A 20,703-nucleotide genomic window follows, 5' to 3' on the forward strand; every position below is an offset into this window, starting at 1 on the left:
AGAACCGATGAAATACCTCAAACAGAGTCTTAAAGTTTTATGTTTACTGGCCTTCACTTCTTCAGTCTTCGCGCAAACTCATGAAGTGTTAATGAAAAATCGTGGGACGGCAGGGCCAATGATCTATGAGCCGGATTACCTGGAGATCCAACCTGGTGATACGGTGAAGTTTATCCGTAAGCATAAAAGCCATAACGCGGCCTCCATCCCGGAACTGTCTCCGGCGGATTATCCGGGGTTTATGGGCAAAATCGATGAAGAGATCGAAGTGAAATATGACAATGCCGGATTTTACGGCGTCAAATGCACGCCACACTACGCGCAGGGCATGGTGATGTTGATTAAGGTTGGTGATGTCACTCTGCCGGACAGCTATCGCGCGTTTAAAGCACCGGGAATTGCCGATAAACGCTTCCAGGATATCTACTCACGTATCGACAAGCAGTAGCTCGCGACACTCAGGGAGAATTGTGCTGTGGCGGATAACAAACATACCGGTGATGAAATTCAGGAGCAGCGCCGCGACTGCTTGTGCAGGCTGACAAAATTCGTTGGCGCTGCAGGCGTTGCCGCTGCCGTCTGGCCGCTGGTATCCGCTCTGGGCCCGGATGAAAAGACGGCCGGAGAAAATGAACCGATCGATGTCTCCCTTGCTGGTGTGGCTGTCGGTCAAACCGTTAGGCGTGTCTGGCAAGGCAAGCTCATTCTTATTCACCATCGGACTGCAGATGAGATAGCTGCTGCCCGGGATGTCGAAAGCCATAAACTCATTGACCCACAGGCAGACAACGAAAGGGTTAATGCCGATTATCCCCAATGGCTTGTTGTTCAGGGATATTGCCCTCATGCCGGGTGCGTGCCAAATGCCAGAGCTAGCGGACAGGGCTGGGTTTGTCCGTGCCACGGGTCTGAATTCGATGCCTCCGGACGCGTTACCCGCGGACCGGCGACCGCGAATCTGGCCGTTCCCGACTTTACTTTTCATCCCGATGGTCTGACCGTGCGCATCGGCGCTAAGGAAGTCTGAGATGACGACTGCGCGTGCTTATTCGCTCCGTTGGCACATCCCTTTTCCCCGATCGGTTGCTGGACTCTGGGTATTTGCTATCGGCGCTATTCTGCTGGTCATGCTCGGCGTACAGATCCTTACCGGTATCGTACTGGCGATGTTTTACGTGCCGACGGCTGAGCTGGCATTTGATTCCATCATGCATATTATGCGCACGGTAAGCCACGGAGAACTGCTGCGTAATCTGCACGCCACTGGCGCATCGCTTTTTTTCTTCGCCTGCTATCTACATATTTTTCGCGGCATGTACTACAACGTATATCGCAAGCCGTGGGTTGCAATGTGGATGATTAGCGTAACGCTATACGTCTTGCTTATGATTACCGCACTTCTTGGCTATAGCCTCATCTGGGGGCAAAAAAGCTACTGGGCGGCAACCGTCATTACTCGTTTTGCACAGGCCATCCCGCTGGTGGGCGATACGTTGTATGCGTTTCTGGTCGGCGGCTATACGCCAGGTACCCCGATGCTTGGCCGTTTTTTTGTTCTGCACTTTATGCTTCCCTTCGCAATTGTTGTCGCGACGATCTTCCACGTTCGTAGCGTCCAGTCTGCTTTTGCGCAGGCGATGAAGAAGACCTTTAGTGAGAAAGAGTCCAGAAAGCTTTTGTTTGATTATAAAATCACCGATCTTGACGCCATCAAAATCACTCTGTTTTTGATGCTCTTCGCCTGGTTTTTATTCTTCGCGCCGCACTACATGAGCAGCGCAGATAACTTTATCCCAGCAGATCCAACGGTTACGCCAGCGATTGTGGCACCTGAATGGTACTTTCTTCCTTTCTTCTCGATGCTTCGATGTTTTCCGAATGAATTCGCCGGGTTAGTCGCGATGTGCGGCTCGGTATTGATTTTCTATTTCTTGCCCTGGCTTGATTCCTCTCGGGCCCGTTTTCGCCACTACAGCAAGCTGGTTAAGTGCGGCTTTTGGCTGTGGGTTATCAATGCCTGCTTTTTAGGCTGGCTGGGAACAAAAGCGCTGGTGGGACCTGACCTTATTGACGGTTTCCGCAATCAAGAGGGCTGGATCCGCGCGGCGTCGCAGCTTTCAACGCTGATTTGGTTTGCCTGGTTTTTAATCGTGCTGCCCTGCCGCCGTTTTCTGGAAAAACAGGACTGAAGATGACGCGATTATTGAAATTCAGCGTTTTGTGTCTGTCACTTTTAGAGCTGGGTTCTACTTGGGCGAAAGAGCCCACGCCTGTGCGGCAGGACTGGAGCTTTAGCGGCATCACGGGCCAGTATGATAAAGATCAGCTTCGGCGCGGCATGCAGGTTTATGAAGAGAAGTGTCGCGCCTGTCACGGTATGAAATACCTCACTTTTCGCACCCTGACCAGACCCGGCGGCCCGGAACTCACGCTCGAAGAAGCAAAAAGTATCGCCAGCGGCTATCAGTTCCCTGACATACAGGATGACGGCCAGGTTGGCGAGCGGGACGGTACGCTAAATGACAGTTTTATATCGCCATATCTTAACGTTCAGGAAGCGCGATACCTTAACAATGGTACTGAACCCGTTGACCTGAGCTATATCGTCCGGGCCCGATCATATGATCGCGGATTCCCACAATTCCTGTTTGATGCCTTTTTACCCTACACGGATCAGGGGGCGGATTATGTCTTCGCACTATTAACCGGTTACCGGCCTGACGATCCTGAAATGAAGGCTAATCGCTACTTTCCTGGTGGCGTGATTAATATGCCAAAGCCGCTTACGGATGGCGAAATTCATTGGCAAACGGCGTCGCAGATAGCCGAAACAGAAGAGCAGTATGCTCAGGATGTCACCGCCTTTCTCGCATGGGCTGCGGACCCGGATCTCTGGGCGCGAAAAAAGCAGGGAATTTACGTCATGGGCTACCTCTCCGTGATGCTGGGATTGCTATGGGTTTTACGGCTAATGAAGAGACGTTCGCCGAAATAAGCGAGAGGGTGTGGGTAATATGCTTGAAGCCAGAAAGCTCCGCTGCGAGCGAGATGAACGAATCTTGTTTAGCGATTTATCATTCCAGGTGAAAGCGGGGGAGTGGATACAAATTACCGGGGGCAACGGCGTAGGGAAAACGACTTTGCTACGGTTGCTCAGTGGACTGGCTCGCCCTGACGTCGGGGGAGTGTACTGGCAGGCGCAGCCGTTGCATCGTGTGCGCGACAGCTATCAACAAAACCTGCTGTGGATTGGCCATCAGCCAGGGATTAAAACCCGGCTTTCGGCGCTAGAGAACCTGCGTTTTTTCCATCATGACGGTAACGCAGCTCAATGTATGAACGCGCTGGCTCAGGCGGGTCTTGCCGGATACGAAGATATTCCCGTTAATCAACTCTCCGCCGGGCAGCAGCGCCGGGTTGCCCTGGCGCGACTCTGGCTGACGCGCGCTACGCTCTGGATCCTCGACGAACCTTTTACCGCCATTGATGTGAACGGCGTGGAGCGCCTGACGCAACGAATGGCGCAGCACACCGAGCAGGGCGGCATTGTCATTCTCACCACCCATCAGCCCATAAACGTGGCGACCGATAAGATTCGCCGCATTGCGCTGAGCGGCGAGGAGGCTGGGTGATGATGTGGCGGATTTTTCGTCTTGAGCTACGGGTGGCGTTTCGCCATCGTGCGGAAATCGCCAATCCGCTGTGGTTTTTCCTGATTGTTATTACGTTGTTCCCACTGAGTGTTGGCTCTGAGTCGCAGCTTTTGGCACGCATTGCCCCCGGGATTATCTGGGTCGCCGCGCTGCTTTCCTCGCTGCTGGCGCTGGAGCGCCTGTTTCGCGACGACTTACAGGACGGGAGCCTCGAACAACTGATGCTGCTGCCGCTGCCGTTATCAGCGGTGGTGCTGGCGAAGGTAATGGCCCACTGGGTGGTGACCGGCCTGCCGCTGCTTATTCTCTCACCACTGGTGGCGCTGCTGTTAGGAATGGACGTTTACGGCTGGCAAATCATGGCACTGACTCTGCTGCTGGGAACGCCGACGCTGAGCTTTCTCGGCGCGCCGGGCGTTGGGTTGACCATCGGGCTAAAGCGCGGAGGCGTGCTACTGAGCGTGCTGGTGCTGCCGCTGACCATTCCGTTACTGATTTTTGCGACCGCCGCGATGGAGGCGGCTGCTATGCATCTGCCTGTTAAGGATTACATGGCGATTCTGGGCGCGTTGCTGGCGGGCAGCGCAACGTTGAGCCCCTTTGCGACGGCGGCTGCGCTACGTATCAGCTTGCAGGCCGGATAAGGCGTTTGCACCGCCATCCGGCAAAGGTTTTATCAACACACTCATTATTATCTGCTCTGGTGACTCAATTATGTGGAAAACACTCTATCAGCTAGCGAACCCCCCGCAGCTTTATCTGCTCTGCGGCAGGCTGGTCCCGTGGCTGGGCATTGCCAGTGCGCTGTTGCTGACTGTGGGCTGGGTCTGGGGATTCGGCTTTGCGCCTGCGGATTACCAGCAGGGAGACAGCTACCGCATTATCTATCTGCACGTACCGGCAGCGATGTGGTCGATGGGGATTTATGCCCTGATGGCAATTGCGGCGTTTATAGGCCTGGTCTGGCAGATGAAAATGGCCAACCTGGCACTGGTGGCGATGGCACCGGTTGGCGCGGTTTTTACCTTTATTGCGCTGGCGACCGGTTCCGCGTGGGGGAAACCGATGTGGGGTACCTGGTGGGTGTGGGACGCCAGGCTGACTTCCGAACTGGTGCTGCTGTTTCTTTACGTCGGCGTGATTGCCCTGTGGCACGGCTTTAACGATCGGTGTCTGGCCGGGCGTGCGGTGGGCATTCTGGTGCTGATAGGTGTGGTTAACCTGCCGATTATTCACTACTCGGTGGAGTGGTGGAACACTCTGCATCAGGGATCAACCAACATGCAGCAAAGCATTGACCCGGCGATGCGTACGCCGCTGCGCCTGGCGATTATTGGCTACCTGCTGCTGTTTATTTCGCTGGCGCTGATGCGCATGCGCAACCTGATTTTGCTAATGGAAAAACGTCGCCCGTGGGTGGGTGAGCTGATTGTAAAAAGAGGTCGCCGATGAGCAATGCATTTGCAACCTGGGGTGATTTCTTCGCCATGGGCGGTTATGCCTTTTACATCTGGCTGGCGGTAGTGATGACGGTTATCCCGCTGGCGGTGCTGGTTCTGCACACGGCGAGACAACATCGTTCGATTTTACGTAGCGTGGCGCAACAGCAAGCCCGCGAAGCCCGCATGCGCGCGGCGCGGGAGGCAGTATGAATATTCGGCTTAACAACCGTCTGTGGGTGGCCCTCGCGATACTGGCGGGGTTAACGCTGACCATCACGCTGGTGCTCTACGCGCTGCGCTCTAACATCGACCTGTTTTATACGCCAGGTGAAATCCTTTATGGCAAGCGTGAAACACAGCAACGGCCGGTGGTGGGCCAGCGCCTGCGCGTTGGTGGAATGGTGATGCCCGGCAGCGTCAGACGCGACCCAAATTCACTGAAGGTTAATTTCAGCATCTACGACGCTGAAGGCTCGGTGGACGTCAGTTATGAAGGCATTCTGCCGGATCTGTTCCGTGAAGGGCAGGGCGTGGTGGTGCAGGGGGAACTGGGCGAGAAAAATCATCTGCTGGCGAAAGAAGTACTCGCTAAGCATGATGAAAACTACACCCCGCCGGAAGTGAAAAAAGCGATTCAGGAGCACCATCGTCGCCCGGAGAGCAAGTCATCATGATGCCTGAAATCGGTAACGGACTGCTGTGCATGGCGCTCGGCATCGCACTATTGCTCTCCATCTACCCGCTGTGGGGCGTTGTGCGTGGCGATAGGCGAATGATGGCATCTTCCCGGCTCTTCTCCTGGCTGTTGTTTTTCCTCGTAATGGGCGCTTTTATGGTGCTGATCAACGCCTTCGTGGTGAACGACTTTACGCTGAATTACGTTACCAGCAATTCTCACACCCAGTTACCGGTGTGGTATCGCGTGGCGGCAACCTGGGGCGCGCATGAAGGGTCGTTACTGCTGTGGATGCTGTTGATGAGCGGCTGGACGTTCGCCGTGGCGCTGTTCAGTCAGCGCATGCCGCTCGATATCGTCGCCCGCGTGCTGGCGATAATGGGGATGATAAGCGTCGGCTTCCTGCTGTTTATCCTGTTTACCTCCAACCCGTTTACCCGCACGCTGCCGGAGTTCCCGATTGAAGGACGCGACCTGAATCCGCTGTTGCAAGATCCGGGGCTAATTTTCCATCCGCCGCTGCTGTATATGGGCTATGTCGGCTTCTCGGTGGCTTTTGCCTTTGCGATTGCCGCCCTGCTGAGCGGGCGGCTGGACAGCACCTTTGTGCGTTTTTCCCGTCCCTGGACGCTGGCGGCATGGGCCTTTCTGACGCTGGGCATTGTGTTGGGCTCGGTTTGGGCCTATTACGAGCTGGGCTGGGGCGGCTGGTGGTTCTGGGATCCCGTGGAAAACGCCTCGTTGATGCCATGGCTGGTTGGTACCGCGCTGGTGCATTCGTTGGCTGTAACGGAGCAGCGTGCCAGTTTTAAAGCGTGGACGCTATTGCTCGCCATCTGTGCATTTTCTCTGTGCCTGCTGGGCACCTTCCTCGTGCGTTCCGGCGTTCTGGTTTCGGTTCACGCTTTTGCTTCTGACCCGTCGCGCGGGATGTTTATTCTTGCGTTTATGGTGTTAGTTATCGGTGGCTCGCTGCTGCTGTTCGCTATCCGTGGGCACAGGGTGCGATCGCGAGTGAATAACGCTCTCTGGTCGCGGGAGTCGCTGCTACTCGGTAACAACGTCCTGTTGGTTACCGCCATGCTGGTGGTGCTGCTCGGTACGCTGCTGCCGCTGGTGCATAAACAGTTGGGGATGGGCAGCATTTCCATTGGTGAGCCGTTCTTTAATACCATGTTCAGCTGGCTGATGGCACCGTTTGCGCTACTGCTGGGCATCGGCCCGTTGGTACGCTGGGGACGCGATCGTCCACGTAAGCTGCAGCGTCTACTGATTATCGCCCTGGGGAGCACCCTGGCGCTGTCTCTGCTCCTGCCGTGGCTATTTGAAAGCAAGATTGTCGCCATGACGGTGGTCGGGCTGGCGATGGCCTGCTGGGTCTTTGTACTGGCGATGGCGGAAGTCGCTTTGCGTATTTCACGCGGCGCAAAGATGACCCTCAGCTACTGGGGGATGGTCGCCGGTCATGTCGGTGTGGCAGTGACGGTTGTCGGTATTGCTTTCAGCCAGAACTACAGCGTGGAGCGCGATGTGCGAATGAAGGCTGGCGATAGTATCGAAATTCATAATTATCGCTTCATCTTCCGTGAAGTCAAAGAGGTGACCGGGCCGAACTATCGCGGCGGCGTGGCCATGATTGGCGTCACGCGAAATGGCAAAGCGGAAGCGGTACTGCATGCAGAAAAACGTTTTTATAACAGTACCCGCTCAGTGATGACCGAAGCGGCGGTTGACGGTGGATTCACTCGTGATCTGTATGCTGCCCTTGGCGAAGAGCTGGACAACGGCGCGTGGGCTGTGCGGCTGTATTACAAACCGTTTATTCGCTGGATTTGGGCGGGTGGTTTATTAATGGCGCTGGGCGGGCTGCTGTGTCTGTGCGATCCACGCTATCGCCAGCCCGTGCCGGAGGCCGCATGAAGCGCTGTTTACTGTTGATCCCGTTGATGATCTTTGTGGTCATCGCCGCGCTGATGCTGTGGCAGCTGGCGCGCAATGCTGAAGGGGATGACCCGATCATCCTGGAGTCGGCGTTGATCGGTAAACCGGTGCCGACCTTTCGTCTTGAGTCGCTGGAGAATCCCGGGCAGTACTATCAGGCAGATGCGCTAATCCAAGGCAAACCGCTGCTGCTCAATGTCTGGGCGACCTGGTGCCCGACCTGCCGCGCCGAGCATCAGTATCTGAATCAGCTCGCGGTGCAGGGGATCCGCGTGGTGGGGATGAACTACAAAGACGAGCGGCAGAAAGCGATGACCTGGCTGAAAGTATTGGGAAATCCTTACGCGTTGAGCCTGTTTGATGGCGATGGGAGGATGGGACTGGATCTGGGGGTTTCCGGCGCACCGGAAACCTTCCTGATCGATGGAAAAGGATTTATTCGTTATCGCCATGCGGGCGATCTCAACGAGCGGGTGTGGGAGTGTGAATTCAGGTCACTTTGGGAGCAATACAGCAGGGAGGCTGCGCAATGAGGGTGTTACTGGGCGTGCTGATGCTGATCGTTTCCGGGTCGGCGCTGGCCGCCATCGACGTCATGCCGTTTAAGGATGAAGCTCAGGAGCAGCGGTTTCGCCAGCTTACTGAGCAGCTGCGCTGCCCAAAATGCCAGAACAACAGTATCGCTGATTCCAGCTCGATGATTGCCACTGACCTGCGGCAGAAGGTTTATGAGCTGTTGCAGGAGGGGAAAAGTAAGCAGGAGATCATCGATTATATGGTGGCGCGCTACGGCAACTTCGTCACCTACGATCCGCCATTAACCCCGCTGACTATTCTGCTGTGGGTGCTACCGATTGCCGCTGTCGCCACTGGTTGCTGGATTATTTTTGCCCGTTCGCACCGCCGTGTGCGGCTGAAGCAGGGAGCATTTCCTGACGACATTCACACGGAGGGTAAACAGGGTGGATTTGCCATTTATATTCCGGGGATCGCTATTGCGCTGGTCGTCGCGACCCTCAGCTATTACCAGACCGGTAGCTACAAGCAAGTAAAAATCTGGCAGCAGGCGACGGCGCAGCTGCCAACTCTATTGAAACGAGTCCTGTATCCGAAAGAAAAACCGCTCAATCAAGAGGAGATGGCGCGCCTGGCGCTGGGTTTACGTACGCGTTTGCATAGCGATCCTGGTAGTGTAGAAGGCTGGGTTATGCTTGGTCGACTCGGCATGGCATCAGGAAATGTCGATATGGCGACTCAGTCATATGCCAACGCCTGGCGGCTGGATCCAAATAATAGCGATGCGGCGCAGGGCTATAAGCAAGCGATTACTCGCTCATCAGGAACGAATGACAACCTTTGGAGTGCAGAATAATTAAGCCCAGGTCCTTTCTCATCAGAAAATCCCCTCATAGCGTGAACGGTTAGCGTTCCTGTATACAGCCGGGACCTTGCGTCAATCTCGTCATATGTGCTCTCCTTCGCATTTTTAAACTGTTTAAAAACCATACTGGCCGAAATCTGTGATTGGGTTCATGTTCATATGAAAATCCTATTTACATCCCCTTTACTTTGAAAGTTCATTGCTTATTATAAACACATGTTCATAACCAAACATGTGTTTTGTTGGGTTGTTCTGAATAGAGGAAGTCCTATTTCTTTGTATTAAATAATTCTATTTTTACAGCATCCTGTGCTGGAGGTATTTATATGCCTGAAAATGATTATGTCGTGATTATTGGTTCGGCAAATATGGATGTTGCTGGTTATTCTAATATGTCGCTGAACTATGCTGATTCAAATCCTGGAAAAATAAAGTATACGCCCGGTGGGGTAGGTAGGAACATAGCGCAAAATATTGCCTTATTGAATAAATCTTCATGGTTATTATCTGTCGTTGGCGATGATTTTTATGGCCATTCTTTGCTGGCTCAGACTGCACAATCAGGGGTACATGTCGATAAATGTCAGGTCATCAAAGGCGAGGGTACATCCAGCTATTTATCGTTGCTTGATAATACCGGTGAAATGCTGGTGGCGATAAATGATATGAGCATTACTGAGCATATTACGGCGGAATTTCTAAGCCAACATCAGGCCTTTATCTGTGAAGCCACGGTGATTGTTGTTGATTGTAATATCAGCGAAGCCGCGCTGGCCTGGTTGATGGAAAATACTGGTTCAACGCCCATTTTCGTTGACCCGGTTTCCGCCTGGAAATGCGTGAAAATTCGCCAACATCTGGGGCGGATCCATACCCTGAAACCGAACCGCATCGAGGCGGAAACCCTCAGCGGAATCTCGCTGTCCGGCACCGATGATGTGGCTCGCGTTGCCGACTGGTTTCACCAGCATGGCCTGAAGCGCCTGGTATTGAGCATGGGTGGAGATGGGGTTTACTACAGCGAAAAGGATGGCGAACACGGCTGGTCGGCACCGCTAAAAACCCAGGTTGTGAATGTAACTGGTGCGGGTGATGCCATGATGGCCGGTCTTGCATCCTGTTGGCTGGACGGTTGTTCATTTTCTCAAGCGGTGCAGTTCGCTCAAGGGTGCTCTTCCCTCGCGCTCTCATCGGAATTTACCAATAATCCTGAATTATCTTACGCAAACGTAAAAAAGTTAGTGGAGAAAGATTATGTCTGAATTAAATATTTCCTCTGAATTATTACAGGTCTCTGCGGAAGTACAGCAAGCATTGAAAAATAACCAGCCAATCGTGGCGCTTGAATCAACTATTATTTCTCACGGTATGCCATTCCCTGAAAATGCGCAAACGGCGCTGGAAGTGGAAGAAACTATTCGTCGGCAGGGGGCCGTTCCGGCAACCATTGCGATTATCCATGGGGTAATGAAGGTCGGTTTAAGTCGAGAGGAAATAGAACTGCTTGGCCGTGAAGGGCATAACGTCACTAAAGTTAGCCGTCGGGACTTACCGTTTGTGGTTGCTGCGGGATTAAATGGCGCGACCACCGTAGCGTCCACCATGATCATCGCGGCGATGGCCGGAATTAAAGTCTTTGCCACCGGTGGTATTGGCGGTGTGCATCGTGGAGCGGAGCAAACATTTGATATTTCCGCCGATCTTCAGGAACTGGCGAATACTAATGTCACCGTGGTTTGTGCCGGTGCGAAATCTATTCTCGACCTGGGCCTGACGACCGAATATTTAGAAACTTTCGGTGTTCCGCTTATTGGTTATCAAACCTCGGCGCTCCCGGCATTCTTCTGCCGTACCAGCCCGTTTGACGTCAGCATTCGGCTTAACAGCGCCAAAGAAATCGCCAAAGCGATGGCGGTGAAATGGCAGTCGAGCCTGAAGGGCGGCATGGTGGTAGCGAATCCTATCCCGGAACAGTTTGCGATGCCGGAAGCGAAAATCAACGCCGCCATTGATCAGGCGGTGAGAGAAGCTGAAGAACAGGGCGTGGTGGGCAAAGAGAGTACGCCGTTCCTGTTGGCCCGCGTCGCGGAACTGACCGGTGGAGACAGCCTGAAATCCAATATTCAGCTGGTCTTTAACAACGCCATCCTGGCCTGCGAGATTGCCAAAGAGTATCAGCAGATCGCGTAACGATAACTGCGGGCTGTTTGCGGTTGCCCGCCCCGATATCAAATGTACCGAAAACCTGGCCTGAGGCCGGGTTTTCCACCAGGTAAGGATATCATTATGGACATCATGCGAAGTCTTTTGGGGATGGTGGTGTTACTGGCCATTGCCTTTGTGCTGTCAGTGAATAAAAAACGCATCAGTATCAGAACCGTAGGCGCAGCGCTGTTGCTGCAAATTGTGATTGGCGGGGTAATGCTCTATTTTCCTCCGGGCAAATGGCTGGTCGAACAGGCGGCGCTTGGGGTGCATAAAGTTATGTCCTATAGCGATGCCGGGAGCGCGTTTATTTTTGGCTCGCTGGTTGGCCCGAAGATGGATGTGCTGTTTGACGGTGCAGGGTTTGTGTTTGCCTTTCGTGTTCTGCCCGCCATTATTTTCGTTACCGCGCTGATAAGCCTCCTTTACTATCTCGGCGTGATGGGACTGCTGATCCGCATTTTGGGGGGTATCTTCCAGAAAGCGCTGAATATCAGCAAAATTGAATCGTTTGTTGCTGTGACCACCATTTTCCTCGGGCAAAACGAAATTCCGGCGATCGTCAAACCGTTTATCGACAAGTTAAACCGCAACGAGCTGTTCACCGCAATTTGTAGCGGGATGGCCTCAATCGCCGGGTCGATGATGATTGGTTATGCCGGTATGGGCGTACCGATCGACTACCTGTTGGCTGCGTCGCTGATGGCGATTCCCGGCGGGATCTTGTTTGCTCGTATGCTCAGTCCGGCAACCGAAGCGTCGCAGGTGACTTTTGATAACCTCTCTTTCACCGAAACGCCGCCGAAAAGCATTATCGAAGCGGCGGCATCCGGGGCGATGACCGGGCTGAAAATTGCCGCTGGGGTAGCAACGGTAGTCATGGCGTTTGTGGCGATTATCGCCTTGTTGAACGGCATTATCGGTGGGATTGGCGGTTGGTTTGGTTTTGGTCACGCCACTCTGGAGGGGATCTTCGGTTATATCCTTGCGCCTCTGGCGTGGATTATGGGCGTTGACTGGAGCGATGCGACCCTGGCAGGCAGTCTGATTGGGCAGAAACTGGCGATCAACGAATTTGTTGCCTATCTCAACTTCTCACCCTACCTGCAAACCGGCGGCACGCTGGATGTGAAAACCATCGCCATTATCTCGTTTGCGCTGTGCGGTTTTGCGAACTTTGGTTCAATTGGCGTGGTTGTCGGGGCGTTCTCCGCCATTTCCCCGCAGCGCGCGCCAGAAATTGCTCAGCTCGGAATGCGCGCCCTGGCGGCGGCAACGCTCTCTAACCTGATGAGCGCGACCATCGCCGGGTTCTTTATTGGACTCGCGTAGCGTTAACCGTGCATCGCCTCTGCGGTGCACGGTGTTATACGCCTGAAAGTAAATTGAGTGCGTTATCAACGGATAAAGAAGGGTTGTTGATACTGTCGCTGGCGCGGGTGAGGGCGGTGCAAGCCATGGCAAAAGCGGCGCTCTCTTTAAAATCGCTACCATCAAGATAGCTGTACAGCAGCCCGGCCATTAACCCATCATCGGCCCCAAAACTGTCGACCATCGTATGGCTCGGTAGACCCATCTGGAAGCGTTCACCTCCGATCTCACTACAGAAAATAGAGTCGTCTTCCGCGCAGAGCACCACGCGCTGGGTACCCTGTTCGTGCAGCCATGACAGCGCACGATCGCGATCCGCATCGCTGGCGATCGTCTGTCCCCAGAGGATCTGTAATTCGCGTAACGTTGGCTTCAGAGTGTGGATCTTCGCCAACCACGGGCGAATACGGTGCGCTTTAAACTCCGACACCGTATCAACAAATACCGGGATAGCGTTGGCCAGAGTAAATACCCACTCCAGCGCCTGTTCCGTTAAATTACAGTCCACCAGAACCACGCCTGAATGGGTCAGCAGATCCCGGTACTGATTGAGTAACTGTGGGGTAAGCGACTGTAAAATATGGGTATCGTTTATCGCCAGAACCGTCTCTTCCTGCGGATTGGCGATGGATAAATAGGTGGCGGTATTATGACCGTGAAGGCGGATGCAACTCTGCACGTTAACCCCGGCCTGGCGGGTTTGTTCCAGCAACGTTTCACCGTAAAAATCGCTGCCAACGGCGGAAATTAAATGCACATCGCGGCCCAGCAGCGCCAGATTATGTGCGATATTGCGCGCTACGCCGCCAGCGGAACACTGGATATTACCCGGGTTTGAAACCGGCTGCGGATAATGAATATCGGCAATCCCGCGAATATCCATATTGACCGCACCCAGAGAGACGCAATACTCCTGCTCGGTCAGGATGTAGCCTTTTCCCTTAATAGCCCCTTTGCGGGTGAGATCCATGATGTGTGCAGCTACGCGGGAACGACTAATCTGCAGAATGTCGGCAATCTCGTGCTGCTGAATGAGCGGGTTACGCCGCAACATTTTAAGGATCTGCTTTTCCCTATCGTTCATATCAGACCACGGCCTCTTCTGTTTGCTGGGCCCGCAGCCAGGCGATTTCTTCTGCCCAGATATCCGGGTTAACGGTTTCCAGAATTAGCGGGATGCCATCAAAACGGGGGTCCTGCATTATCCAGCGGAAAGCATCGTGGCCGATATTACCTTCGCCCAGGCTGTGGTGACGGTCAACGCGGCTGCCGAAGGTGCTTTTCGCATCGTTCAGGTGCATACCGCGCAGATACTGAAAACCGACAATGCGTTCGAAATCAGCGAAGGTTTTCTTACACTCTTCGGCGCTACGCAGGTCGTAACCAGCGGCAAAAGCGTGGCAGGTATCAATGCACACGCCCACGCGGGATTTATCTTCCACGCCGTCGATGATGGCGGCCAGATGCTCAAACTTAAAGCCCAGATTGCTGCCCTGACCGGCGGTATTTTCAATCACGGCCGTCACGCCTTCGGTTTTTGCCAACGCGATATTGATGGATTCAGCGATGCGCGCCAGGCACTGGTCTTCGGGGATCTGCTGTAAATGACTACCCGGATGGAAATTGAGCAACGTCAAGCCCAACTGCTGACAGCGGGAGAGTTCATCAATAAAGGCATCGCGGGATTTTTCCAGCGCGTCCTCAACCGGGTGGCCGAGGTTTATCAGATAGCTGTCGTGGGGCAGAATTTGTCCGGGGCCGAAATGATACTTTTCGCAGGCGGCTTTAAATTCAGCAATGGTCTCGTCGCTCAGCGGAGCGGCGCGCCACTGGCGCTGGTTTTTGGTAAAGAGGGCGAAGGCGGTCGCGCCGATTTCGGCTGCGCGAATGGCGGCATTGGCCACTCCGCCGGAGGCGCTGACGTGCGCTCCAATATATTTCATAAAAAAACTCCAGTTAAGCCGCTGGTTGGAGGGTAATGATAGCGGCTTAGCCGGAGAGTTACATCATCCTTAATAAAGCTTCGGCATTGAGTGGGAGTCAGGCCAGCAGGCTGTGAATGGCCAGGTTAATCGCTCCGCCGCCGACAATCAGCCAGACGAAGAGCATTAGCGCCATCAGCAGCGGTTTGGCACCGGCTTTTTTCAGCGCGCTGACGTGAGTGGTCAGGCCCAGGGCAGCCATCGCCATTGCCAGCAGCACGGTATCCAGAGTCACCAGCATATCGACAACCGCTTTCGGCAGCAGGTGGAAAGAGTTAAACACCGCCACCACAATAAACAGGATCGCAAACCACGGAATGGTGATTTTGCTTTTTTCACCGCTTCCCGCCGGGGTTAACTGCTTAACGCGAGCGGCCAGGAACAGCAGGAACGGAGCCAACATCATGACGCGCAGCATTTTGGCGATGACCGCTGCGTTTTCCGCATCCGGGCTGACGGCATGACCGGCTGCCACAACCTGGGCAACTTCATGCATGGTGGAACCCATATAGATGCCGTAGGCTTCCGGGGTAAACCAGTGCGCCAGGAAAGGGTAGATTGCCGGGTAGAGGAAGATAGCTATGGTCCCGAAAATCACCACTGTCGCGACGGCTACCGTGACTTTACTGGCTTCCGCTTTCACCACCGGTTCGGTGGCCAGTACCGCTGCTGCGCCGCAGATACTGCTGCCGGCACCAATCAGCCAACTGGTATGCTTATCCAGGCCGAAAACCTTTTGCCCTAAAAAACAGGCGATAAAAAAGGTGCTGGAAAGTGTCAGAACGTCAATGACGATACCGCTCACGCCAACATCGGCAATCTGGGCGAACGTCAGGCGAAAGCCGTATAAAATAATGCCCAGACGCAGCAGATGCTGTTTGGCAAAGATTACGCCGCCGTCACAGGACTGCCATATTTTGGGGTAAATCGTATTACCGATCACCATGCCGAACAGAATAGCCAGCGTGAGTGCGCTGAAGCCTGCACCTGCGATGGCCGGAAAACTACCGGCCCACAGTGCAGCGCCAGTTAATACGGCAGTTAGCGCCAGTCCAGGTGCAAAGTGCCACAATGGGCGATGTTTAGTCGGTAAAGTGAGTGCTGTCATAACCTTCTCCTTTGTCTGGGAAAAGCATACGACTCGCTGGTTTAAATATAAAATTGATTATATATTTATAATTAATCGAAATAAGTGGTATACGAGCTGTTTCGCGGTTTTGGGCACTGTTCTACAACCATCGAGCTGTCGGAGAGCCACGCTGTATATAAATGAAGGCAGGAAAGGCTATGCATATCACGCTACGACAGCTGGAAGTTTTTGCTGAAGTTTTAAAGAGCGGCTCTACAACACAGGCATCGCAAATGCTGGCGCTTTCGCAATCGGCGGTCAGCGCGGCGTTGACCGATCTGGAAGGCCAGTTGGGCGTGCAGTTGTTTGATCGCGTCGGCAAGCGACTGGTAGTTAATGAACATGGCAGGCTGCTTTATCCGCGAGCGCTGGCGCTGCTGGAGCGCGCGCTGGAGATAGAACAGCTGTTTCGCGGCGACAACGGTGCGATTCGCGTCTACGCCAGCAGCACCATCGGCAACTATATTCTACCGGAAATCATTGCGCGCTATCGACGCGATCTCCCGGATTTACCGCTGGAACTAAGCGTGGGGAATAGCCAGGACGTCATTAATGCGGTGGCTGATCTGCGAGTGGATATCGGGCTGATTGAAGGCCCTTGTCACGCAGCAGATATCATTGCCGAGCCGTGGCTGGAAGATGAACTGGTGGTCTTCGCACCGCCAGATTCGCCGCTCCTTGAGGGGGAGGTGACGCTGCAACGGCTGGCGGAAGCGCCGTGGATCTTGCGCGAACACGGATCCGGAACCCGAGAAATTGTCGACTACTTATTATTGTCGCATTTGCCGGCGTTTCATCTGGGGATGGAGTTGGGCAACTCTGAAGCCATTAAGCATGCGGTGCGTCATGGTTTAGGGATTAGCTGCCTGTCACGAAGAGTGGTGGCGGAACAGCTTGAGGTGGGATCGCTGGTGGAACTGTCTATCCCATTACCGCGCCTGACCCGAACGTTGTGGCGTATTCATCACCGGCAGAAGCATATTTCTAAGGCATTACAACGTTTTCTGCATTATTGCGAAGTGTAGAACCAGGGCTGGCATTTCCGGGATTTCATGCTTTACTAATAATCCATGCTCGATCATGAAGCTCTCTTATAACTTTGCAATTGTATCGGATGGATCACAGACACTCTGCTACAATCTCGCCTCGTTTTTTGGATGGATAGCATTTTCACATGGTTTCGGATACTAAAACCACAGAAGCGCCCGGTTTACGCCGTGAACTGAAGGCGCGCCACTTGACCATGATCGCTATTGGCGGTTCCATCGGTACAGGTCTTTTTGTTGCCTCTGGCGCAACCATATCTCAGGCGGGCCCAGGCGGCGCGCTGCTTTCTTATATTCTTATTGGTCTGATGGTCTACTTCCTGATGACCAGCCTCGGCGAGCTGGCGGCGTTTATGCCGGTATCCGGCTCTTTTGCCACCTATGGGCAAAATTATGTCGAGGAAGGCTTCGGCTTCGCGCTGGGCTGGAACTACTGGTACAACTGGGCGGTAACCATCGCCGTTGACCTCGTCGCCTCACAGTTGGTGATGACCTACTGGTTCCCTGATGCGCCCGGCTGGATCTGGAGCGCGCTGTTCCTCGGCATTATGTTCCTGCTGAACTGGATCTCGGTAAAAGGTTTTGGCGAAGCGGAATACTGGTTCTCCCTGATTAAAGTCGGCACCGTCATTATCTTTATTATCGTCGGCGTGATGATGATCCTCGGTATCTTTAAAGGGGCACAGCCCGCAGGCTGGAGCAACTGGGGTATTGATGATGCGCCATTCGCCGGTGGTTTCTCGGCGATGATTGGCGTGGCGATGATTGTCGGCTTCTCGTTCCAGGGAACCGAGCTTATCGGTATTGCGGCGGGCGAGTCCGAAAACCCGGAGAAGAATATTCCACGCGCCGTGCGTCAGGTATTCTGGCGTATCTTGCTGTTCTATGTGTTTGCGATTCTGATTATCAGCCTGATCATTCCGTATACCGATCCGAGCCTGCTGCGTAACGACGTGAAAGATATTTCCGTGAGTCCGTTTACGCTGGTGTTCCAGCATGCGGGTCTGCTGTCGGCGGCGGCGATTATGAACGCGGTTATTTTGACGGCGGTGCTGTCAGCGGGTAACTCCGGGATGTATGCTTCTACGCGTATGCTCTACACCCTGGCCTGTGATGGTAAAGCGCCGCGCATTTTCTCTAAGCTGTCAAAAGGCGGCGTGCCGCGTAATGCGTTATACGCCACGACCGTGATTGCGGCACTGTGTTTCCTTAGTTCGATGTTCGGTAACCAGACCGTTTACCTGTGGTTGCTGAACACCTCCGGGATGACCGGTTTTATTGCCTGGCTGGGGATTGCCATTAGCCACTACCGTTTCCGTCGCGGCTACGTGATGCAAGGGCACGATCTGAATAATCTACCGTATCGTTCAGGTTTCTTCCCGCTGGGACCGATCTTCGCCTTTGTTCTGTGCCTGATTATTACGTTGGGTCAGAACTATGAAGCGTTCCTGAAAGACACCATCGACTGGGGCGGCGTCGCGGCAACCTATATTGGTATTCCCCTGTTCCTGGTTATCTGGTTTGGTTACAAGCTGGCGAAGGGGACGCGTTTTGTCCGCTACAGCGAAATGAAGTTCCCGGAGCGTTTTAAGGGCTAAGGCGAGCGACCATAATAGTTAAAACCCTCTAATCTGGAGGGTTTTTTTTATGTCCGCAGCACTTACAAATTGATACATTTCTCCATAATTGTATTGATAATTGGAATCATTATCCTTATCATTTACACCAAATTCAGGATGAAGCCAATCCCCATATCTTGCAGACGGTCAGACTGACAAGGGGCGACCAGCCACATCTACTGTAAAAAAACAGCGCGCATATCGCCGATAGAGCGATAGGCCGACAGTACCTGTGAGCAGCACCCTTTTGTTTGTTTTGTAGTACACCTCATGGAGATATGGAATGTTCAGGTTAAACCCTTTTGTCCGGGCCGGATTATGCGCGTCCGTCGTATCACTGGCGTTTCCGGCGCTTGCCGCCGTTAACGAAGAAACGCTGGTCGTCACCGCTGCGGCAACTGAACAGAGCGTAAAAGATGCTCCCGCCAGTATTAGCGTTATCACCCAACAGGATTTGCAGCGTAAACCGGTTCAGAATCTGAAGGATGTTCTGCGGGACGTGCCCGGCGTGCAACTCACTAACGAAGGGGATAACCGCAAAGGCGTAAGTATCCGCGGTCTTAATAGCAGCTATACGCTGATCCTCATTGATGGCAAACGCGTTAACTCGCGCAACGCCGTGTTCCGCCACAACGATTTCGACCTCAACTGGATCCCGGTTGATGCGATTGAACGCATCGAAGTTGTGCGCGGGCCGATGTCCTCACTCTACGGTTCTGATGCCCTTGGCGGCGTGGTGAACATTATCACCAAAAAAGTCGGCCAACAGTGGACCGGTACCCTGAGCGCTGACACCACCATTCAGGAACATCGCGATCGCGGTGATACTTATAACGGTCAGTTCTTCACCAGCGGCCCGCTGATTGACGGCGTGCTGGGTATGAAAGCTTACGGCAGCCTGGCGAAACGCGCCAAAGACGATCAGCAGGCTTCCAGCAATGCTGCAGGCGAAACGCCGCGCATTGAAGGCTTCACCAGCCGCGACGGTAACGTCGAATTTGCCTGGACCCCAACGGACAATCAGGATATTACCGCGGGCTACGGTTTCGATCGCCAGGATCGTGACTCTGACTCTCTTGACCGTAACCGCCTTGAGCGTCAGAACTACTCCCTAAGCCACAATGGCCGCTGGGATGTTGGCAACAGCGAGCTGAAATTCTACGGTGAGAAAGTCGATAATAAAAACCCAGGCCAGGCCGGGACGATCACTTCTGAAAGCAACTCCGTAGATGGTAAATACGTCCTGCCGCTAGGAATGATTAACCAGCTACTGACCTTCGGTGGTGAATGGCGTCATGACAAGCTCAAAGATCCGGTTAACCTGAGCAGCGGCGGTAAATCTACCTCCGCCAGCCAGTACGCACTGTTCCTTGAAGATGAATGGCGAATCATCGAGCCGCTGGCGTTAACCACCGGTATTCGTTTGGACGATCACCAGACTTATGGCGATCACTGGAGCCCGCGTGCTTACCTGGTCTATACCGCCACCGACACCGTGACCGTGAAGGGCGGCTGGGCGACGGCATTCAAAGCGCCATCCTTGCTGCAGTTGAATCCAGACTGGACCACCAACTCCTGCCGTGGTTCATGCAATATTATCGGTAACCCGGATCTGAAACCGGAAACCAGCGAAAGCTTCGAGCTCGGTCTTTATTACCGTGGCGAAGAGGGCTTGCTGGAAGGTGTGGAAGGGAGCGTCACGACTTTCCAGAACAACGTTGATGATATGATTGATATCCTGCGTACCTCCAGCGCTAGCGAAGCGCCGGGCTACCCGAACTTTGTCGGCTGGAAAACGGTCAACGGCAAGCGAGTGCCGGTCTTCCGCTACTTCAACGTCAATAAGGCGCGTATCAAAGGGGTTGAAACCGAAGTGAAAGTGCCGTTCGGTGACGAATGGAAGCTGACGGTGAACTACACCTATAACGATGGTCGCGACCTGAGTAACGGCGGCGATAAACCGCTGCAAACGCTGCCGTTCCATACTGCCAACGGCACCCTCGACTGGAAACCGCTGGACGACTGGTCCTTCTACGTGACCGCCAACTATACCGGCGAGCAGCGTGCGGTCAGCTCTACGGGCAAAACACCGGGTGGCTACACTATGTTTGATATCGGCGCGGCGTGGAACGTGACTAAAAACGTCAAACTGCGTTCCGGCGTGCTTAACGTCGGCGATAAAGATCTGAACAGAGACGATTACAGTTACACCGAAGAAGGCCGCCGTTACTTTATGGCCGTCGATTACCGTTTCTGAT

The 20,703-nt window shown here is 53.8% G+C and carries 20 protein-coding genes and 1 pseudogene; 18 read left to right on the forward strand and 3 right to left on the reverse strand.

Annotated elements, in window-relative coordinates:
* Window positions 1-7: 7 nt before the first annotated feature.
* The 15 genes and pseudogenes from HV213_RS09865 to HV213_RS09935 all read left to right on the forward strand — a co-directional run bounded on the left by HV213_RS09865 (window position 8) and on the right by HV213_RS09935 (window position 12,630).
* On the forward strand, window positions 8-448 hold the full coding sequence (locus tag HV213_RS09865; protein ID WP_112213069.1) for a pseudoazurin: 441 nt from the start codon (window positions 8-10) through the stop codon (window positions 446-448).
* Window positions 449-475: 27 nt separating this feature from the next.
* The gene (gene petA, locus HV213_RS09870; RefSeq protein ID WP_181485556.1) at window positions 476-1,027 is read left to right on the forward strand and encodes a ubiquinol-cytochrome c reductase iron-sulfur subunit; all 552 of its coding nucleotides are present in this window, start codon (window positions 476-478) and stop codon (window positions 1,025-1,027) included.
* A 1-nt stretch (window position 1,028) separates the two neighbouring features.
* On the forward strand, window positions 1,029-2,189 hold the full coding sequence (locus HV213_RS09875; RefSeq protein ID WP_181485557.1) for a cytochrome b: 1,161 nt from the start codon (window positions 1,029-1,031) through the stop codon (window positions 2,187-2,189).
* A gap of 2 nt (window positions 2,190-2,191) precedes the next feature.
* Window positions 2,192-2,995, forward strand: a complete 804-nt coding sequence (locus tag HV213_RS09880) for a cytochrome c1 (protein ID WP_181485558.1) — start codon at window positions 2,192-2,194, stop codon at window positions 2,993-2,995.
* A gap of 19 nt (window positions 2,996-3,014) precedes the next feature.
* A complete protein-coding gene (gene ccmA, locus HV213_RS09885) occupies window positions 3,015-3,632 on the forward strand; it encodes a cytochrome c biogenesis heme-transporting ATPase CcmA (RefSeq protein WP_181485559.1) in 618 nt (205 codons plus the stop codon).
* Window positions 3,629-4,297, forward strand: a complete 669-nt coding sequence (ccmB, locus tag HV213_RS09890; protein WP_181485560.1) for a heme exporter protein CcmB — start codon at window positions 3,629-3,631, stop codon at window positions 4,295-4,297. The genes ccmA and ccmB overlap by 4 nt, the downstream gene beginning before the upstream one ends.
* A gap of 70 nt (window positions 4,298-4,367) precedes the next feature.
* Window positions 4,368-5,105, forward strand: a complete 738-nt coding sequence (locus HV213_RS09895) for a heme ABC transporter permease (protein WP_181485561.1) — start codon at window positions 4,368-4,370, stop codon at window positions 5,103-5,105.
* A complete protein-coding gene (ccmD, locus tag HV213_RS09900) occupies window positions 5,102-5,305 on the forward strand; it encodes a heme exporter protein CcmD (protein ID WP_139536631.1) in 204 nt (67 codons plus the stop codon). Before HV213_RS09895 ends, ccmD begins: the two co-directional genes overlap by 4 nt.
* Window positions 5,302-5,769 (forward strand): cytochrome c maturation protein CcmE, encoded by a 468-nt coding sequence (gene ccmE, locus HV213_RS09905; protein WP_181485562.1) that lies wholly within the window; start codon window positions 5,302-5,304, stop codon window positions 5,767-5,769. Before ccmD ends, ccmE begins: the two co-directional genes overlap by 4 nt.
* Window positions 5,766-7,691: a heme lyase CcmF/NrfE family subunit gene (locus HV213_RS09910; protein WP_181485563.1), complete on the forward strand. Its 1,926-nt coding sequence runs from the start codon at window positions 5,766-5,768 to the stop codon at window positions 7,689-7,691. The genes ccmE and HV213_RS09910 overlap by 4 nt, the downstream gene beginning before the upstream one ends.
* Entirely contained in the window at window positions 7,688-8,245 is a 558-nt protein-coding gene (dsbE, locus tag HV213_RS09915) for a thiol:disulfide interchange protein DsbE (protein ID WP_181485564.1), read from the forward strand. Before HV213_RS09910 ends, dsbE begins: the two co-directional genes overlap by 4 nt.
* Window positions 8,242-9,081, forward strand: a pseudogene (locus tag HV213_RS09920) (cytochrome c-type biogenesis protein CcmH); the annotation flags it as partial. The gene dsbE and the pseudogene HV213_RS09920, both read left to right, overlap by 4 nt.
* Window positions 9,082-9,419: 338 nt before the next feature.
* The gene (locus HV213_RS09925; protein WP_181485566.1) at window positions 9,420-10,355 is read left to right on the forward strand and encodes a pseudouridine kinase; all 936 of its coding nucleotides are present in this window, start codon (window positions 9,420-9,422) and stop codon (window positions 10,353-10,355) included.
* The gene (locus tag HV213_RS09930) at window positions 10,348-11,283 is read left to right on the forward strand and encodes a pseudouridine-5'-phosphate glycosidase (RefSeq protein ID WP_181485567.1); all 936 of its coding nucleotides are present in this window, start codon (window positions 10,348-10,350) and stop codon (window positions 11,281-11,283) included. Before HV213_RS09925 ends, HV213_RS09930 begins: the two co-directional genes overlap by 8 nt.
* 96 nt (window positions 11,284-11,379) lie before the next feature.
* Entirely contained in the window at window positions 11,380-12,630 is a 1,251-nt protein-coding gene (locus tag HV213_RS09935; RefSeq protein ID WP_181485568.1) for a NupC/NupG family nucleoside CNT transporter, read from the forward strand.
* Window positions 12,631-12,664: 34 nt separating this feature from the next.
* On the opposite strand, the gene HV213_RS09940 is transcribed toward HV213_RS09935, so the two are convergent.
* From HV213_RS09940 to HV213_RS09950, 3 genes are all read right to left on the reverse strand, one after another.
* Window positions 12,665-13,753: a sugar kinase gene (locus HV213_RS09940; protein ID WP_181485569.1), complete on the reverse strand. Its 1,089-nt coding sequence runs from the start codon at window positions 13,751-13,753 to the stop codon at window positions 12,665-12,667.
* A gap of 1 nt (window position 13,754) precedes the next feature.
* The gene (nfo, locus tag HV213_RS09945) at window positions 13,755-14,612 is read right to left on the reverse strand and encodes a deoxyribonuclease IV (protein ID WP_181485570.1); all 858 of its coding nucleotides are present in this window, start codon (window positions 14,610-14,612) and stop codon (window positions 13,755-13,757) included.
* 97 nt (window positions 14,613-14,709) lie between these two features.
* Window positions 14,710-15,759 (reverse strand): YeiH family protein, encoded by a 1,050-nt coding sequence (locus HV213_RS09950; RefSeq protein ID WP_142512973.1) that lies wholly within the window; start codon window positions 15,757-15,759, stop codon window positions 14,710-14,712.
* A gap of 179 nt (window positions 15,760-15,938) precedes the next feature.
* Between HV213_RS09950 and yieE the strand changes: the two genes are divergently transcribed.
* The 3 genes from yieE (at window position 15,939) to cirA (ending at window position 20,702) form a co-directional block, all read left to right on the forward strand.
* Window positions 15,939-16,805 (forward strand): DNA-binding transcriptional regulator YeiE, encoded by an 867-nt coding sequence (gene yieE, locus HV213_RS09955; RefSeq protein WP_181485571.1) that lies wholly within the window; start codon window positions 15,939-15,941, stop codon window positions 16,803-16,805.
* A gap of 149 nt (window positions 16,806-16,954) precedes the next feature.
* Entirely contained in the window at window positions 16,955-18,424 is a 1,470-nt protein-coding gene (locus HV213_RS09960) for an amino acid permease (protein ID WP_181485572.1), read from the forward strand.
* 304 nt (window positions 18,425-18,728) lie between these two features.
* Window positions 18,729-20,702, forward strand: a complete 1,974-nt coding sequence (gene cirA, locus HV213_RS09965) for a catecholate siderophore receptor CirA (RefSeq protein WP_181485573.1) — start codon at window positions 18,729-18,731, stop codon at window positions 20,700-20,702.
* Window position 20,703 lies beyond the last annotated feature (1 nt).

The sequence above is a fragment of the Klebsiella sp. RHBSTW-00484 genome (genome assembly GCF_013705725.1).
Classification (GTDB): Bacteria; Pseudomonadota; Gammaproteobacteria; order Enterobacterales; family Enterobacteriaceae; genus Klebsiella.